This is a genomic window from Gluconobacter kanchanaburiensis NBRC 103587, from assembly GCF_007988905.1.
In the GTDB taxonomy this organism is placed as follows: Bacteria; Pseudomonadota; Alphaproteobacteria; order Acetobacterales; family Acetobacteraceae; genus Gluconobacter; species Gluconobacter kanchanaburiensis.
Map to the genome: position 1 here is coordinate 1 of NZ_BJVA01000021.1, position 17,988 is coordinate 17,988.

15 protein-coding genes are annotated in these 17,988 nt (G+C 59.2%); all 15 read right to left on the minus strand.

Annotation, left to right across the window (positions count from 1 at the left end; translation table 11 throughout):
* Positions 1 to 76 precede the first annotated feature (76 nt).
* Entirely contained in the window at positions 77 to 433 is a 357-nt protein-coding gene (locus GKA01_RS12330; protein WP_228120066.1) for an Ivy family c-type lysozyme inhibitor, read from the minus strand.
* 61 nt (positions 434 to 494) lie between these two features.
* A complete protein-coding gene (locus tag GKA01_RS12335; protein ID WP_146863605.1) occupies positions 495 to 1,067 on the minus strand; it encodes an isochorismatase family protein in 573 nt (190 codons plus the stop codon).
* Positions 1,068 to 1,103: 36 nt separating this feature from the next.
* A complete protein-coding gene (locus tag GKA01_RS12340) occupies positions 1,104 to 2,453 on the minus strand; it encodes a hemolysin family protein (protein ID WP_146863609.1) in 1,350 nt (449 codons plus the stop codon).
* 70 nt (positions 2,454 to 2,523) lie between these two features.
* Positions 2,524 to 4,575 (minus strand): NAD-dependent DNA ligase LigA, encoded by a 2,052-nt coding sequence (gene ligA, locus GKA01_RS12345; RefSeq protein ID WP_146863613.1) that lies wholly within the window; start codon positions 4,573 to 4,575, stop codon positions 2,524 to 2,526.
* Positions 4,572 to 6,290 carry a DNA repair protein RecN gene (recN, locus tag GKA01_RS12350; RefSeq protein ID WP_146863615.1) on the minus strand — a complete coding sequence of 573 codons (1,719 nt, stop codon included), beginning with the start codon at positions 6,288 to 6,290 and terminating at the stop codon, positions 4,572 to 4,574. Before recN ends, ligA begins: the two co-directional genes overlap by 4 nt.
* Before the next feature lie 45 nt (positions 6,291 to 6,335).
* Positions 6,336 to 7,235: an outer membrane protein assembly factor BamD gene (locus GKA01_RS12355; protein ID WP_146863618.1), complete on the minus strand. Its 900-nt coding sequence runs from the start codon at positions 7,233 to 7,235 to the stop codon at positions 6,336 to 6,338.
* A gap of 68 nt (positions 7,236 to 7,303) precedes the next feature.
* The gene (gene lpxC / locus GKA01_RS12360) at positions 7,304 to 8,335 is read right to left on the minus strand and encodes a UDP-3-O-acyl-N-acetylglucosamine deacetylase (protein WP_146863621.1); all 1,032 of its coding nucleotides are present in this window, start codon (positions 8,333 to 8,335) and stop codon (positions 7,304 to 7,306) included.
* A gap of 129 nt (positions 8,336 to 8,464) precedes the next feature.
* Positions 8,465 to 9,988: a cell division protein FtsZ gene (gene ftsZ, locus GKA01_RS12365; protein ID WP_146863624.1), complete on the minus strand. Its 1,524-nt coding sequence runs from the start codon at positions 9,986 to 9,988 to the stop codon at positions 8,465 to 8,467.
* A gap of 57 nt (positions 9,989 to 10,045) precedes the next feature.
* Complete coding sequence (gene ftsA / locus GKA01_RS12370; RefSeq protein ID WP_146863627.1) at positions 10,046 to 11,443, minus strand: cell division protein FtsA; 1,398 nt, start codon at positions 11,441 to 11,443, stop codon at positions 10,046 to 10,048.
* Positions 11,440 to 12,345, minus strand: a complete 906-nt coding sequence (locus tag GKA01_RS12375) for a cell division protein FtsQ/DivIB (protein WP_228120065.1) — start codon at positions 12,343 to 12,345, stop codon at positions 11,440 to 11,442. The genes ftsA and GKA01_RS12375 overlap by 4 nt, the downstream gene beginning before the upstream one ends.
* Before the next feature lie 59 nt (positions 12,346 to 12,404).
* Entirely contained in the window at positions 12,405 to 13,316 is a 912-nt protein-coding gene (locus tag GKA01_RS12380) for a D-alanine--D-alanine ligase (RefSeq protein WP_146863633.1), read from the minus strand.
* Positions 13,313 to 14,233: a UDP-N-acetylmuramate dehydrogenase gene (murB, locus tag GKA01_RS12385; protein WP_146863636.1), complete on the minus strand. Its 921-nt coding sequence runs from the start codon at positions 14,231 to 14,233 to the stop codon at positions 13,313 to 13,315. Before murB ends, GKA01_RS12380 begins: the two co-directional genes overlap by 4 nt.
* A complete protein-coding gene (murC, locus tag GKA01_RS12390; RefSeq protein WP_146863639.1) occupies positions 14,230 to 15,663 on the minus strand; it encodes a UDP-N-acetylmuramate--L-alanine ligase in 1,434 nt (477 codons plus the stop codon). The genes murB and murC overlap by 4 nt, the downstream gene beginning before the upstream one ends.
* 39 nt (positions 15,664 to 15,702) lie before the next feature.
* Positions 15,703 to 16,797 carry an undecaprenyldiphospho-muramoylpentapeptide beta-N-acetylglucosaminyltransferase gene (murG, locus tag GKA01_RS12395; RefSeq protein ID WP_146863642.1) on the minus strand — a complete coding sequence of 365 codons (1,095 nt, stop codon included), beginning with the start codon at positions 16,795 to 16,797 and terminating at the stop codon, positions 15,703 to 15,705.
* Complete coding sequence (locus tag GKA01_RS12400; protein ID WP_146863646.1) at positions 16,794 to 17,987, minus strand: FtsW/RodA/SpoVE family cell cycle protein; 1,194 nt, start codon at positions 17,985 to 17,987, stop codon at positions 16,794 to 16,796. The genes murG and GKA01_RS12400 overlap by 4 nt, the downstream gene beginning before the upstream one ends.
* Position 17,988: the final 1 nt, after the last annotated feature.

Here is a 17,988-nt window from a genome sequence, read left to right on the forward strand (position 1 = left end):
AAGTTGGGGGGCACTGGTTCGAAACCAATAGGGCGCGCCGTTCCATGTTTTGCTGCGCGCCCATTTTTCTAGAAATTTAGTCTGAAGGATTGTTGTCTTGATAGGCTTTTGCAAGAGCTTTCTGCATTTCCGGATCCGGACTGCCCAGAAAGTTTTGTTTCAGGGATGTCGCATCTTTGATGCTCAGTAGTCCCCAAGCTGCTGAGTGGTCTTTTGCAAATACGACTTCCATTTGTTGCGCCGCACAGTCGTGGGGGCGGCACATATGACCCAGGATATAGGGTTTTCCTGCAATATTGATAATGGTTACCGGGACAGATGTCGCCTGAGCTGTCTTTACCCAGGACGGCAGGGAAATCATGGCCTGATAAGCCTGTTTGAACTCCTTGCTGGCCAGATCGGCGGTTGTCTGTGGTGTTCCTGCAAAGGCCATAATGGGCGTTGCAAATGCAAGAAAAGTCGAAAGCAGCAGGGGGAGGCGCATCATATACCCTTCAGAAGGCGCTTACACTTCTGAGTGTAACACCTTGTCTTTCAAGTTTTTCCAGTGCCGGTTCCGGATTGCTTGCAATCCCCCGGCATGCTTCAGGCACAATCTCGGTGCGATAGCCGCTTTGCACAGCATCCAGTGCTGTGGCGGAAACGCAATAATCCAGAGCTAACCCACAAATGACAAGGTGGTTTATACCCAGGCCTTTCAATAACCCGTCCAGACCCGTTGAGGTTGCACGATCGTTATCGAGAAAGCCTGAATAGCTGTCCCGGCCCCGCAACACGCCTTTGCGCACAATATGTGTTATGGGTGCAGGAGAAAGACTGAATGGCAGGTCTGCTCCATGGGTCCCGGCGACGCAATGTGGGGGCCATGGCCCCCCCTGGGCGGAAAATGAGCAGTGGTCGGCGGGATGCCAGTCCTGCGTTGCGATTATGGCTCGAAAAGAGAGACGACCAAGCAGATTGGCAGGCTTGAGGATGCTGTTACCGTCTGGAACGGCAAGCGCGCCCCCAGATAGAAAATCATTCTGGATGTCCACGAGGATGAGGGCAGAGCGGTTCAGATCAGTCATGCCCCGATCTAAGCAGGGATCGAATAACGGCGGAAGTCAGTTGAGCCGTGTTACTAGGAGCTGATTGATCCGGAAGCCTTCCACATCCACGACTTCGAAGCGAAAGCCGGAAGACTGCACGCTGTCGGCTTTTCTCGCCATCCGACGCAAACGGTTCATGACAAAGCCGCCGACGGTATCGAAGTTCTGGGCGTCGTCGAACATGGGGATGTCCAGTTCGCGGATGACGTCTCCAATGGGTGCGGCGCCGTCGATCAGCCAGGACTTGTCATCGCGGCGTACAATCGCCTGCTCTTCGAATGGGCTGACCAGTCCATCCATCAGGGCACCCATGATGTCCTTGTAGGTGATGAGGCCCACGACCAGACCATATTCATTGACGATCAGTGCAAAGCCTGCCGAATGGGCTTCGAACTGGGCGAGTGTCTCCCATAGATTTAAGGTGTCGGGCAGGGAGAGGACGTCGCGTCGCATCCGGAAAATCTGACTGGCGACAGGGGCCAGGCCTGTATTTTTGGGCTGGGGTTCGTCGACGACTGCCACGAGAACGTCTTCGGCCCGGATCGAGCCTATGACCTTGTCCATGCCGCCATCGCAGAGCGGATAGCGGGAGTAGGGGCGCACTCTGACCTTGTCACGCTGGCTTTCCGGGCTTTCCTGTACGTCCAGAAATACGATTTCATCACGGGGTGTCATGGCGGATGTCACAGCACGATCCTGAAGACCCAGGACGTTCTGGATCATCTGATGCTCTTCTTCCAGAAGAACACCGGAGGCCGTCCCCGCGGCGAGAATGGCCCGCAGGTCTTCAGGTGTGACAGGTTCGACCGTTGCAGCAGCCGGAATCTTGAGAAGCCGGAGCAGCCAGTCTGAAATTTTTGAGAAGATCAGAACTGCTGGATAGAGGATTTTCAGTGCGACTGCCGGAAACCAGCCGACCTTGAGAGCGATGCGGTCGGGCGCGTTCATCGCGATGCGTTTGGGCAGCAGGTCCGCGAAAAGGACGAACAGACCGGTAATTAGGATGAACGAGCATGTCGAACCCAGCTTGTCGGCGAGGGACGGCGCGGTGCCGAGGGTACGAAAACCTTCGGCGATGGGGGCGCTCAACATCGATTCGCTGATGATGCCACCCAGAACGCCCACAGCATTCAGACAGATCTGGAGAACCGTGATCACCTGGCCGCTGTTTCGGCGCAGTTTCAGGAATGCAACGGCCCTGGGGTCTCCGGCTTCCGCTCTGGAGCGCAGCCGGACATCGCGTGCGGCTGCAAAGGAAATTTCGGAAAGGGAGATCAGAACAGACACGCCAATCAGCGCGACCGTGGCAAGAAGACCCAGCAGGAGAAAAGCAATCTGGTGCTGGGAAGAAGGGGAGACTGACATGCAGGAGGCTTTATACCTTTAAAAAGCAGCCTGTTGCGAATTTTCTTACGAGAGAGAGTTTAAGGTTCTCTTACAGTCCTGCCAGTACCCGCCACTCGTTTTCATCAAGGGTCTCGATGCCAAGGTCGGCGGCCTTCTTTGCCTTGGAGCCGGCTTTCTCTCCAAGTACGACCAGCGAGGTCTTTTTGGAAACGCTGTCCGTCACCTGTGCACCAAGCCGTTCTGCGATGGCCTTGGCTTCCGGGCGGCTCATGGTGGTGAGCGTGCCGGTAAAGACAATCACTTTTCCTGAAAGATGGCCGTCGGATGGGGCTTGCTCCGCAATGATTTCCGACAGTTGCGACGCTAGGTCGTCAAGGGTTTCGACATTGTGGCTTTCGGCAAAGAAAGCAGAAAGTTCGTCGGCGATCGCGTCTCCCATCCCCATGATGGCGCCGAGGGAGGCGCGTTCCTCCGAACCGGGGCGGGCTGCCAGCATGGCTTCACGCCAGTTTTCGAAGTTTTGATAATGCCGTGCCAGAAGCTGTGCGTTGCGTTCTCCGATACGACGGATGCCCAACCCGAAAATCAGACGCGACAGCGGAATGGTCCGGCGTTCATCAATGGCCCGAAGGAGATTGTCTACGGAAAGCCTGCCCCAGCCGTCACGCTGGACAAGAGCCTCCTCATGGTCGCGCAGACGGAAAATGTCGCCCGGGGCGCGGATGTAACCCGCCTCGTGGAATTCACGGATGCTGCGTTCTCCCAGTCCGTCAATGTCAAAGGCGGTGCGGGAGACCATATGGATCAGGCGTTCCACGACTTGCGCCTCGCAGGTCAGGCCGCCTGTACAGCGGCGCACGGCCTCCCCATGTACGCGTTCCGCAAGGGAGCCGCAGACCGGACAATGGTCAGGATAGACGAAGGGTTCGGAACGCGGACAGTCGTCCGGGACGGGGCCAAGGATCTGCGGAATGACGTCTCCGGCGCGTTGCAGACGCACCAGATCGCCGACGCGGACGTCCTTGCGGGCAATTTCGTCTTCGTTATGCAGGGTGGCACGGGAGACGATGACGCCCCCCACATTGACGGGTTCAAGATGTGCCACGGGTGTCAGGGCGCCTGTGCGGCCCACCTGAATTTCGATTTCCCGAAGGCGCGTAATGGCCTGTTCGGCAGGGAATTTCCAGGCGACGGCCCAGCGGGGTGCGCGGCCGATGAAGCCAAGTCGCTCCTGAAGGACGATATCGTCCAGTTTGAAGACAATGCCATCGATATCGTAATCGAGCCCGGAGCGCTCGCGCGCCAGCGTTTCGACATATGTCGGAATATCACGGGCATGTGCGATCATTCGGGACAGCGGGTTGACCCTGAAGCCCCACTCGCGAAGCTTTTCCAGATAATCCCAGTGCGTCTGAGCGACTGAAGAGGATGTATGCCCCTGAGCATAGGCAAACATCGAAAGAGGACGACTGCGGGTAATGTCGACATCAAGCTGTCGTAGGGAACCGGCGGCTGCATTTCGTGGATTGGCGAATGGCTTTGCGCCACGGGCAATCTGCTGTTCGTTGAGCGTCAGGAAGCTGCTTTTGGACAGGAAGACTTCCCCGCGGATCTCGATACGTTCGGGGACATCGCCATGAAGTTCACGAGGAATATCGTTCAGGGTCAGGAGGTTGGCGGTGACATCCTCACCTTCGAGCCCGTCACCGCGCGTTGTGCCTCTGACGAAGCGGCCGTGTTCATAGGTCAGGCTGATGGACAACCCGTCGATTTTCGGCTCTGCCACGAACCGGAGTGCCTGGATCGCCTCGTCGTCAAGGCCCAGAAAACGTCCGACCCGGGCCACGAAACCATCGAAACCCTCGGGGTCGAAGACGTTGTCGAGTGACAGCATGGGGACGAGGTGGCGGTATTTTCCGAAAGCCGAGTCAGGCGCGGCGCCAACACGATCACCTGCGCCGCCTTCGATACGAAGAGCAGGGTAAGTGTCTTCAAGTGCGACAAGTTCCCGTCTTGCGGCGTCATAAACAGCATCCGAAACTTCGGGTTCATCGCGCCCATGATAGGCTTCGTCCCAGCGCGCGAGGTCGGCTTCAAGCGCGGCGTGACGCTCGGCGGCGGCGGGTGGAGGCGTGGTCATGAATGGTGTTCCAGAAGACTGTCGGCAGCAGCACGGGCCGCATCCGTGATAATGTCACCAGCGAGCATCCGGGCAATTTCCTCGCGCCGGGCCGTATCGGGCAGCGGCTCGGCCAGGGTTTCGGTGCGGTCGTTGCGGACACGTTTGGCAATCCGCAGATGGTGGTCTCCGCGTGCCGCTACCTGAGGGCTGTGGGTTACGACAAGAACCTGCACGTCCTGTGCGACCTTGTGCAGGCGGTCTCCGATGGAAGATGCTGTTGCACCGCCCACGCCGGAGTCTACCTCGTCGAAAACAAGGGTGCCGACGTCTGACCGCTCTGCGAGAACGACTTTCAGGGCGAGCATCAGACGGGAGAGTTCACCACCGGAGGCCACTTTGGCCAGTGGTCCGGGAGGCTGACCGGGGTTGGCAGCAATCAGAAATGATGCCTGTTCCATGCCTTGGCTGTTCCAGTGATCCGGCTCCAGAGGCATGAGCGAGACAATGAAGCGTGCGCGTTCCAGCTTAACCGGACGGAGTTCGGCGCTGACGGCTTTTTCGAGCTTTTCGGCTGCCTTGCTACGGGCGGCTGACAGGGCACGCGCGGCATCTTCATAATCAAGCCGGGCTTCGGTCAGGGCTGTTTCGAGGCGCGCCAGTTCGGCATTGCCGGTATCGAGCGCTGTCAGGCGTTTTTTCAGTTCCGCCAGAAGACCGGGAAGCTCAGCCACGGAGATGTTGTGTTTGCGAGCCTCGGCACGGAGTGCGAAAAGGCGTTCTTCCGTTTCCTCCAGAAGGCGTGGGTCGCCCTCGGTATCTGCGGCGAGGCGGCTGAGCAGCATTTCGGCTTCGGCGAGCGCTTCTTCGGCCTTGCCCAGAGCATCCAGCGCGTCCTGGGCTTGGGTCTGATGACTGTCTGAAAGCGTTTCCGTTTCAGTGGGCGCAGGCAGAAGTCTGGCCAGGGCACGGCTGGCCGAGCGAAGGGCGGCAGCAGGCGCGGAAGAACGCCGATCACGGGGTGTCAGTTCGGACAGCGCTGCAGCGACCGCCTCTCCACGGCGTTCATCCCGCTGAAGGCCGACCCGGATTGCTGCGAGTGTTTCTTCTTCGCCCTCTAGCGGCGCCAGCCGTTCCAGATCGTCAACTGTCTGACGCAGCCACTCTTCCTCGCGGGCGGCAGCTTCCATGGTGGAACGGGCGGATTTCAGTGCCTGTCTGGCGGTGGACCAGCCTCGAAAAGCGCTGGCCGTTCGCTCTTGGAGTGCAGACGGAATGCCAAAGGCATCCAGCAGATCCAGATGTGTGCTCTGGTCCGCCAGCCCCATCTGTTCATGCTGGCCCTGAATTTCCACAAGGTGCGCGCCGGCACGACGGAGTAGTCCAACGCCAACAGGCTGGTCGCAGATATAGGCGCGCGATCGCGCATCTGGCGTCACGATGCGACGCAGGACGACCGGGTCGGTGGGATCTTCGCGGACGATGCCGTGTTCGTCGAGCAGTGTGAAGACAGGGTGGTCGGCTGAGACTTCGAAAATGGCAGAGACGCTGGCCTGCGTCGCGCCGGAGCGGACGAGGCCGCCACTCGCACGTTCGCCAAGCGCAAGGCCCAGACTGTCAAGCAGGATGGATTTTCCGGCTCCGGTCTCGCCGGTCAGGACAGTCAGACCTGGCGCTAGGCCGAGATCGAGCTTTTCGATCAGAACGACATCGCGGATCGAGAGATGGGTCAGCATGATAGCAATGTTGGGAGCCGGAGGTCCCGTTTCAAAGGAATGGACTCAGAAGACGCTGTGCCAGGCGCGGGAGAAAAAGCCCCGGTGATTCTGCTGGCCCGGACGTGTGACGGGCTTTTTGAGATCGCCCTTGAGCAGTTTATTGTCCCGAAGATAGTTGTAGGCATAACGATACCACTGGCTGTCGGGATAGTTGTAGCCAAGGACGGCTGCTGTCTGATGAGCCTGATCCTTGAGGCCAAGAGCCAGATAGACCTCCACCAGACGCTCAAGTGCTTCGGCAACATGGTTTGTGGTCTGGTAATCCTGCACGACGCGCTGATAACGGGTCATGGCGGCTTCGTAATTGCGCTGCTGCTGGTACCAGCGGCCAACCAGCATTTCCTTGCCGGCTAGATGGTCCCGGCAAAGGTCGATCTTCAGCTGGGCGTCGCGAGCATAGGACGTCTGCGGGAAGCGGGTGATGACTTCTTCAAGCGCGTCGAGTGCTTCGACAGTGCCCTGCTGGTCGCGTTCAACGTTTGCGATCTGCTCATAATAGCACAGCGCCCGCAGATAGAATGCGTAGGCCGCGTCGGGGCTGGTGGGGTGAAGCTGGAGGTAGCGTTCAAGCTGCTGCACGGAGAGGGCATATTCGCCCTGAAGATAATAGGCATATCCCTCCATCAGCTCGGCATTACCCGTAAAGCCGGAATAGGGATAATTCTGCTGGAGAAGTTCGAACTCGCCGCCAGCCAGTTCGTAGTGGCCACTATGGAGCGCATCAATCCCGTAATTATACAGGGTTTCCGCGTCAGCGGTTTTCGGAATCGCCGGCTTCTCGTGCTGACGTGAAAACATCGAGCAGCCGGAAAGCAGCAGAAGACCGCTGACAGCCGCAGCCCTCAGAATGAAACCACCATCTTTGACCGTTGCTTCAAAATGACGATGAGTGCTGCTTGTCATACCTGCTCTTCCCGTGGAAGCCCGTCTTATATCATGGGAACGCGCTGACGAAAGACCTGCCATGCGTCTCAGGCAGCAACACGGGAACGGAATGTCTTCGCGGAAGGGCGTGAGGCACCTGTCGATACGAAACGCCAGTTGTCAGGGTCGGCAAAAACTGTCCGGAGCAGCTGGTTGTTCAGCGTATGTCCGGATTTATGACCGATAAACCCGGCCTGAAGTCGATGTCCGGCGCAGTACAGATCGCCAATGGCGTCAAGTAGTTTGTGTCGTGCAAATTCCCGCTCGATTTTCAGACCCGCAGGATTGAGAATGGTTTCACCATCCACGACTACGGCGTTGTCTAGAGAGCCGCCTCTAGCAAGGCCGATGCTTTGAAGATATTCGATGTCCTGCCGGTTGACGAATGTCCGGCAAAAGGCGAGCTCTTCGCTGAAACGCTGTTCGTCAAGCTGCATGGCGTATCGCTGGTTGCCAATTGCCTGTGCCGGAAAACTCAGGGAGATCGCGAGTGAGAGACCGCGCTGTGCAGGGCGGAGTTCTGCAAACGCGCCGTTCTCGCCCTCGACGCGGACATTGCGAAGAATTTCGACGATGCGTCGGGGTGTTTCGGAAATTTTTCGTCCTGCGCAACCGATCAGGAACATGAATGCTTCTGAGGCACCATCAAGCACTGGGAGTTCGGGGCCGCTGACGGAGATGAGGATATTGTCGATCTCGCAGGCGTGAAGAGCAGCCATCAGATGCTCGATCGTTGCGACACGGGCAGCGGGATTGGATTCACAGGCCACGACCGTTGAGAGACGGGTATCTATGATATGGTCGTAAAGAGCGGGAAAGGGCGTTGAATCCGGAATGTCCGAGCGCTGAAATCTGATTCCGGTGTCTGTGGCTGCCGGAGAAAGCACCAGATCGACCAAAACGCCGCTATGCAGCGCTATCCCCTGGCAGTGAATGGAATTTGCCAGCGTCGTCTGGAAAACTTTCGATTTTGTGCGTCCGCGTGTTTCGTTTAGGTCGTGAGCGCCTGAAAAAGGTTCCTGACGCTTTGCATCAACGCCTTTCGCCGTGTTGCCACCATGCGTGGGCGTGATCTGCATAAAGCCTCCGAAAAATCTGGTTCCGGAGACTAGTAAACAGATACCGGCGTCAGGTTCCAGTCAACGATTGTTGCCGGATATTACCCCTTTGTCCGTGGGCTGGGAAAATGGACAAAGGGGTGTGCAGCATCAGCGGCGCAGGTAGGTCGGAATATCCAGATTGGAATCGTCACTATTTCCAGAAGACTGCTGCGGAACTGGCGCCGCCGGCTGCTGATAGATATCCTGCGTATTCGGTTCTGTCCGCTGTGGCGCCTGTCCGGTAGGCTGCGGCGGACGGCTGCGAAACGCCCCTGTCACAAGCCCAAAAAGGCTGCGGGGAGCTTCCGCTTGAGGCGGTGGCGTGTGGCGAGCTGGATCAGAGAACAGGCCTGCCCGTGGGGAGGGCTGATGTGGGTTTTCCTGCCGCGGAGTTGGAGTTTCCACGCCTGAAGTCTGCGACGCTGCCGGTTCCTGTGCGGGGGCAGGATTATGGGGTGCCGGCTGGTGCGGATCAATGGCAAAATTCGGACGCGGAGGGCCTCCTGCATAAGTGGAGCCCGGCTGGAAAGACGAGTTTGTCTGGCGCGGAGCAGCTCCGTCCCGTGATGCAGCAGGTGCAGAGTTTGGCTGGGAATGCTGCGTGGGAGCTTCTGTGACCTCGGGGAGCGCAGACGGGTCCTGACGGGGCTGCGTATCGATACCCGTTGCTACGACGGACACCCGGACACGTCCGTTCAGTGTTTCGTCGATCAACGCACCAAAGATGATGTTGGCATCGTCAGCCACTTCTTCCCGGATACGATCGGCCGCCGCATTGACTTCATATAGTGTGAGGTCTTCGCCGCCGGTGATATTGATCAGCAGGCCGCGTGCGCCTGCCATGGACGCGTCTTCCAGAAGAGGATTCGAGATTGCACGTTCGGCGGCGAGGATCGCGCGGTCTTCAGCGTCTTCCTCGCTGGAAGCCTCGCCTGTACCCATCATCGCCTTGCCCATCTCTTCCATGACGGCCTTGACGTCCGCGAAATCGAGATTGATCAGGCCTGGCGAGACCATGAGATCCGTAATGCCGCGCACACCCATGTTCAGGACGTTGTCGGCCATGCGGAACGCTTCACGGAAAGTCGTGTTCTGCGTTGCGGAATTGAACAAGTTCTGGTTCGGGATGACGATCAGCGTGTCGACATGCTTCTGCAGTTCAGCAATGCCGCTTTCGGCAGCGGCCGTACGGCGGCGACCTTCGAAGTTGAAGGGTTTGGAAACAACGCCAACCGTCAGAACACCGCGTTCACGCGCCATGCGGGCGATGACGGGCGCGGCACCCGTTCCGGTTCCACCGCCCATACCGGCCGTAATGAAAACAAGATTCGCACCCTCAAGCTGACGATCGATTTCCTGAGCAGCTTCTTCTGCAGCTTCCCGGCCGATTTCCGGTTTGGCTCCGGCACCCAGACCCCGCGTCAGGTGTGGACCGAGCTGGACGCGACGTTCAGCTTTCGAATGGGCGAGCTGCTGTGCGTCGGTGTTGGCAACAACAAATTCCACGCCCTTGAGTTCGGATGCAATCATGTTGTCAACGGCGTTGGTACCACCACCGCCGACGCCAATCACGGTAATCCGTGGCGCCAGTTCAACATGGGAATTGGGAGTGGGTGTAAGGTTTAGCGTCATGATCTGGTCCGGAACTGCATGAAAGCGACGGTTAAGGGCGTTATGATCTGTAGTAGACTATACGTTATTGCGTAAGAAGCCTACGAGACGTTTAACAAGTCCGCGAGGCTTGGGTTCCGGAGCGGAAATGTCTCCGAAATCCCGATCCGCACCTGCGGCCCAGGCCAGAAGCCCCGCAGCGGTTGAAAAGCCGGCCGAAGCCGCGGCAGTTTCGGGCAGGCCGTAAATATTCTGCGGTTTCCCCATCCGGACCGGACGGCCCAGAATGCGGGTTGCAACGGGAACAATTCCTTCAAGCAGCGAGGCGCCGCCGGTAAGGACGACGCGCCCGTTGGCCAGACGTCCGAGGCCGGCATTATCAAGCGACTGCCGGACAAGTTCCAGGGTTTCCTCGATCCGCGGCTGGATGACGGAAATGACTCTTGAGCGCTGGAGACGCACCAGGCGGTCGCTGTTTTCCCCGATCAGAGGAACCGAGAGGATTTCCCGCTGGTCATCCGACCCCATCTGCGCAGCGCCGTACATTGTCTTGAGGCGTTCGGCTGTTTCAAGGGATGTCGACAGGACGCCTGCGATATCACGCGTTACATGCAGTCCACCTACGCGGATCTGGGCGGTGTGAAGGAGTTTTCCTTCGCAAAAAACTGCCAGAGACGTCGTGCCGCCGCCCATTTCAACAACCGTGACACCGAGTTCTCGCTCTTCGGCTGCAAGAACCGAAACACCTGACGCGAAGGGGCTTGCGACAAGTCCGTCAAGTTTCAGTTCCGCATGCTGGAGGACTGCGTCCAGCGTACGGAGCGCGCTCGAGTTCATGTCAACGACATGCATCCGGGTGGCCAGCTCCTCGCACTGGTGCCCGATGGGATCCGCGATTCCGGGGATGGAATCCACAACATATCCGATGGGCAGGGTATGAATGACCTCTCGGCCCTCCATCCAGGCGCGGGCCTGTCCTTCGGCAATCAGACGCTGGACGTCTCCTGCGGTGACTTCCCGCCCCCCGATGGGGATCTGTGCGTCGACCAGACGGCTCAGAGGCCGACCGCAGGACAGGTTGACCACTAGCGAGTCCATGCGCCGTTCGGCTGCTTCTTCTGCCTGACCGACCGTTGCACGGATCGCGGCTTCGGTCTCACGGATGTCGACGATGGATCCCGAACGAATTCCATGGGAACGGCGCCAGCCGTATCCCAGAACCTGAATGGAACCATCCGCCTCTCCCTTGCCGATCAGGCAGGTCATTTTGGTGGTGCCGATATCGAGCGCGCCGAATACCCCGGGACGCCATGAGACGTTACGCCGCGATTCCTCCGGAGGGAGGGGGAGGATATCGCGGGGAAGGCGGTTGACCCCGACATCCCGCTCACCGCCGACGGGAATGAGGGAGCGGCCTCTCAGGCCTCCCCGGCGACGGAAGGCAGGAAGATCCGACATGGTGGGAAGATCGGTCATGGCTGTTTCGTACCGTCTGTTCGCGGTGAGGGTAAGGACGGATCGGGTTTTGCGTTATCCGGCTTTTCGGGGGTGGGTTTGTCTGGCGTCGGAGCCTGGGGCGGCGGGGCGGGCTGATGGACAACCATCCGGTCCGGGAGTCTGAGATCAATGGACTGCACAGGTCTCTCAAGTAGACGCATGCTCTGCTGGTATCGGGCAAGGCGCGCGAATGCCGCAGCTTCCTCGCCTTCCGGCAAAAGAACGGTGGTTCCATCCTTGAGGGTTGCGTTCCAGCGGCGGTTGCCGACGCGGATCAGGGCTGTGATCTGGCTTTTGACGACCGGTTCGTGGTTCATCGCATCGATCACGCTGGCGGCTGCGGTATTGGCGCCTTCACCCACGACAAGCGGCAACTGAAGGAAGGCCTGAGCATTTTTTCCGGTCATCCCTTGATCCGGAACCTCTTCGCCCGCTCGGTTGATGAGCATGAAATGCCCTCGATCCTGCCACACGGCAATCGGTGTCCGCTCAACGAGCGTAATGATCACGGTGTCAGGCATATGACGTTCGACGGTGGCATGATCGATGAAGGGGAGTTCGTCCAGTCTCTGACGGGCGGCTTCGACGGAGAATCCGAAAATGGGATGACCGGTGGATGTCCCGAGCGCGTCAAGAATTGAGGCTTCGCTGGTCATGCCGCGACCGTTGATGACGATGTGCCGGATGGGCAGAGGTTCCATCTCCACGAGACGTGCGCGCAGAGGGGCGAAACGCTCTTCGGAAGCCGCGTCGTAAAGCAGTCGCATTCCTGCGCCTGCCAAGCCCATCACAACCAGAAGGACGATCGCAGGCCTGACCAGACGCCTTTGCCGGCGCCAGAACAGCTTTGCCCGTGAAGGACGGTTTTCCTGAGGCGGCATGGCCCCGGAATACCGTTCCCGGACAAAATCATCTCTCTGAAAGGACGGATCCTCTCGCATCAGCGCGTCAGTGCCTCCCTGACCATCCAGTCACACAGGTCCGGATAGGAAATGCCGCAATAGGCGGCCTGTTCTGGAAGCAGGGACGTCGGCGTCATCCCCGGCTGTGTGTTGACTTCGAGAATGACCAGCGTGTCGGTCTCTCCGTCGTAACGGAAATCAGTGCGACTGGCGCCCTTGCACCCAAGCACCTGATGGGCGCGTAGGGCATAGTGGAGAGCGCGATCCGTAACGGCCTGGGGAAGGTCTGCCGGGACGACGTGACGTGAGCCGCCTGCCTTATATTTAGCTTCGAAGTCGTAGAAATTCGCGGTTTCGCAAGGCAGGATATCCGTGACGGCGAGGGCGCGATCGCCCATCACACCGGCCGTCAGCTCGCGGCCGGGAATAAAGCTTTCGACAAGCGCTTCTTTTCCGAAGCGCCAGTTCTTCGCGATCTGGGCACGTCGATTATCTCCCACCCGGACGATTTCAACGCCCACGGAAGAGCCTTCTGCAACCGGCTTGATGACATAGGGCGCGCAGAGCGGGTCGGCTTCGAGCAGTTCATCAATCGTTACCACACGTCCCTGTGCAACGGGCAGGCCTGCAGCGGCCAGCAGGATTCGCGTTGCGCCCTTGTCCATGGCCACGGCAGATGCCCGGACGCCGGAATGGGTATAGGGCAGTCCCAGCCATTCCAGAACGCCCTGAATGGCGCCATCTTCACCCAGTGGTCCGTGCAGCGCATTGAACACGACATCGGGGGCAGCGGCTCTGAGAGCGGAGATGGTCGTGACGATATCCGGACCGACATCAATCGGCGTGACGTCGTGCCCTTTTTCGCGAAGGGCCTCGATGGCTGCGGCGCCACTGACGAGACTGACAGGCCGCTCACTGGATGTTCCGCCCAACAGGACTGCGACCTTCATGACGTCTTTTCTCCTTCGGATCTGCGTCCGATACGTTTGATTTCCCAATGCAGGTCGATCCCGCTTTGCGCCAGCACTTTGTCGCGTACTGTATCGCCCAGGGTTTCCAGATCCGCGCTGCTGGCCTGTCCCAGATTGAGCAGGAAATTGCAGTGCTTTTCGCTGACCTGTGCGTCTCCGATCCTGAGGCCACGACATCCCGCATCGTCGATCAGTTTCCAGGCCTTATGACCGTCGGGATTGCGGAATGTGGAGCCGCCTGTTCGCGCCCTTACGGGTTGGGATGCTTCGCGGGACGCCTTGATTCCACTGATACGGTCGCGGATGGAGGAGACATCGTCTGCGACGCCGCGCAGGGATGCCCGCACGACGACGCTGTCCGGCGGAAGGTCCGAATGACGGTATGCAAAGCCGAGTTCGGACCGCGAGAGGCGGCGCAACTCGCCATTGCAGGCCAGGACATCTGCCCATTCCAGAACGGCGTCGATATCCGATCCGTAGGCGCCGGCGTTCATGCGGACGGCGCCGCCAATTGAACCGGGAATACCTGCGAGAAACTCCAGACCGGTCAGACCGGCGGCCGCGGCGTGTTCGGCGACCGTGACGTCCAGAGCGGCTGCGCCCACGATCAGACTGGTGCCCTGGACCTCAATGTCGGCAAAACCGCGTGCGAGCCGGATGACTGTCCCCGCAATGCCGCCATCGCGAATAATGACGTTCGAACAGGCTCCCAGCACCGTTACCGGCATGGAGGCAGGTTTTTCTTTCAGGAAGACGGTAAGATCTTCCTGATCTTCCGGGATGAACAGCCAGTCCGCCGGGCCACCGACCCGGAACCAGGCGCGAGGCCCGAGAGGTGCGTTTGGTGTCAGTCTGCCGCGTAGTCCGGAAACGGGAAAAACGCTAACGTCCGTCATGCCGCGCCTTCAGTTGCGGGTTGGCGGTTCAAGGCTTCGAGCTGGGCGGGGAGGGCCTGTGCCCAGTGGGTGATGGTGCCGGCGCCAAGGCAGACAACGTAATCGCCCGGTTTGGCGATGGCGTTGATCATTTCCGGCAGGTGGGCGGGGTCAGGAAGCGGTACGACCGAGCGGTGACCGCGGTCGCGCAGCCCCTCGACCAGAGCATCGCGATCGGCATGTTCGATAGGTGTTTCGCCAGCGGCATAGACATCGGCCACGATGACCGTGTCGGCGTCGTTCATGCAGGTGCAGAACTCGCTGAACAGGACTTTGAGGCGTGAATAACGGTGCGGCTGCATGACCGCGATGACGTTTTTCGCGCCAGCCTGGCGGGCGGCTTTGAGGACGGCTGCGATTTCCACGGGATGGTGGCCATAGTCATCGATGATCGAGATGCCGTTATATTCGCCGGTACGTGTGAAACGGCGCTGAACGCCCTTGAATGTCGTCAGGGCGGACGCGATGACGGAATCGCTGATTTCCATTTCGAGGGCTACGGCGATCGCGGCGAGCGAATTCAGGACATTATGGTGTCCGAGCATCGGCAGGCGGAATGGGCCTGCGCGTCGTGAGCGGTTGCGCTGACGGTTCGTCACCACGACCTCAAATGTCGCGCCGCGCTTGTCCATCACGACCTTCTCGGCGCGGATGTCGGCCTGCGGGCTGAAGCCGTAGGTTATGACGCGGTGGTCGGACAGGCGCGGGATCATCTGCTGAACCTGAGGGTGATCCACGCACAGGACCGCGAAACCGTAGAACGGAATATTTGAGACGAACTGGTCGTAGCCGGCCTGCATGGCTTCTTCCGTTCCCCAGTGATCCAGATGTTCCGGATCCATGTTGGTGACGACGGCAATCACGGCCGGAAGACGCAGGAACGAGCCGTCGCTCTCATCGGCTTCGACCACCATCCAGTCGCCCGAGCCCATGCGGGTATTGGTGCCGTAAGCCTCGATGATGCCGCCATTGATGACGGTCGGATCAAGTTTGGCATGCTCCAGAACACAGGCGACGAGGCTTGTCGTTGTGGTTTTGCCGTGTGTGCCGCCAATCGCAACCGACCAGCGAAGACGCATCAGTTCTGCCAGCATCTCGGCCCGGCGGACTACGGGAATAAGCTTGGCACGGGCCGCCACGACTTCGGGGTTGTCCTTTTTCACGGCGGTCGAGGTTACGACGACCTGTGCGTCCCCGAGATTGGCGGCGTCATGTCCGATATGGACTACGATCCCCGACTGTCGCAGGCGCTGTACATTCGCGCCCTCTGAAATGTCGGATCCCTGAACCTTGTATCCCAGCATATGCAGGACTTCGGCTATGCCGGACATGCCGATGCCGCCGATACCGACGAAGTGAATGGTTCCGATGTTCAGGGGTAGCGCGCGCATAAGGCAGGGACTCTTTGGGTAGAAACTAAAAACAGGGGATCAGGAGAGAGTGGATTCAATCAGATCAGCAACTTTTGCGGCAGCATGAGGGCGCGCGCAGTGATGAGCGGCATTTGCTGCATGTTCGAGCTTCTCAGGATTGGAAAAGAGATCTGTCAGAAGCGCTGTCAGGACGGGTGGGGTAAAATCGTTCTGACGGATCATCCAGGCGGCCTGTGTATCAACCAGTGCCTGAGCATTTGCCCCCTGTTCGTCGGAGGCGGCTATGGGCAGAGGTACAAGAATGGACGGCCGACCGGCCATGGTCAGTTCTGCCACCGATGAGCCACCTGCGCGCCCGATGACAAGATGCGCCTTTTCCAGACAGGCGGGAACGTCTGTAAAGAAGGGGGCGGCTTCGATCTCGATTCCGGCTTCCTTATAAATCAGTCGGACGCGTTCCAGATCTTCTGTGCGGATCTGCTGCGTGACGGTGAGCCTTCCTCGGATTGCGACGGGAAGCTCGGCCAGTGCCCGAGGGACGATTTCCGAAAAGACCCGCGCCCCCAGAGAGCCGCCCCAGATCAGAAGATGGATGCGGTCTGTGGGTGCTTCATAGGGACGGCCATAAAGAGCCTCGATACCGGCGCGCACAGGCATGCCGGTCAGGGTCGTCTGTGCGTTCAGGGGCAGTTTCGCGACGGCTGCGTAGGATGTGGCAATCAACGGCTTGAACCGGGAAAGGAAAGCATTTGCCTGTCCAAGCACGGCATTGCCCTCATGAATGACCATCTTGGGCCGCTTCGTTGTTGGCAGCACGCGTGAGGCGGTCAGGGGGGGGATGGAAGGATATCCGCCGAAGCCCACGACGGCTGCGGCGTCCAGTGATTTCAGAACCCGATGGGCCTGTATCATGCCGCGCATCAAGGCCAGAACCCCGCGGATTTTGCCACGTAACCCTTTGCCTGCGACGCCCGCGCCGTCCAGAACGTATTGGGGCCTGTCTTTGAACAGTCCCGTCTCACGCTTGCCATGCCGGGCATCGGTCATCAGGACGAGATCGTGACCACGTTCCGCAAGTACGGACGCAACGGCTTCTGCCGGGAAAAAATGACCTCCGGTGCCGCCTGCGGCAATAACGATGGGGCGGCTCACGGGGCGTTCCTTTCAAACAAGGGGCTTTGGCCATAAGGCACAGAGGTTTTCTGGCTGATCCGGCTCGGGCCGACATGATGGCGGGTCAGGGCCAGAACCATTCCCACGGTCAGAGCCACCGACATTGCCGAACTGCCACCATAGGAAATGAAGGGCAGGGTCATGCCCTTTGTGGGGATCAGATGCAATGTCGAGCCCATGTTGACGAATGCCTGAAGGCCGAAGCCTGTCACCAGACCCGCAGCGGACACGATGACGAACGGATCGTCTTCATGCATCAGTTTGAGCAGGGTTCGCAGAACGATGATGCCGAAAAGCAGAATGATGCCAACACACAGGATCAGACCGTATTCTTCGCCGGCAACGGCGAACACAAAGTCTGCATGGGCGTCCGGAAGCAGGTCCTTGACGCGACCCTCACCAGGCCCCCGTCCTAGAAGGCCACCATTTCCGAATGCCCGGAGAGCCGTATCGATCTGATAGTGGTCGCCCACATCAGGATGCAGAAAGCGCTGAACACGAGACTGGACGTGCGGGAAGACGATATAGGCGACTGCAAAGGCGCCTGCCATGCCTGCGACGCACAGCCCGACCCAGTAGAGCTTGAGACCGTCGACAAAAAGCTGGGTCATGAAGACCATCGTGATGACGGACAGCATGCCGATATCCGGCTGGGATTTCAGCAGAACCAGAATGAAGCCGAAACACAGAAATGCGATTAGCATTCCAGGAAAGGCAATATTCCCCCACATAACAACTGAGCGTCGGGCAGACAGCAACCAGCCCGTGACGACAGCAAAGCAGGGCTTGAGGAATTCGGAAGGCTGAACTGACATCATTGGCAGCGCGATCCAGCGGCGCGCACCTTTGATTTCCATACCGTGAACCAGTGTCATCGCGGTGGCGCCGAGCGCAATGATTCCGCCGATGATCGCGAGTTTTCTGACAGCCTGTCGCGAGAGATAGGATGTGCCGAGCACGATGGCGCCGGCAAGAGCCAGAAAGATCACCTGTTTAAGAATGAACATGTTGCGCGATGCGCCGATACGCGATGCCACTGCGGGGCTTGCGGCGAGCATCAGCACATATCCCAGTCCGATCAGCAGACCGACACAGGCTAGCGTTACTCGATCAAGATTGCGCCACCAGCGGGCAACGGCAGAGGCATCGACGCGGGACAGTCCCGACATG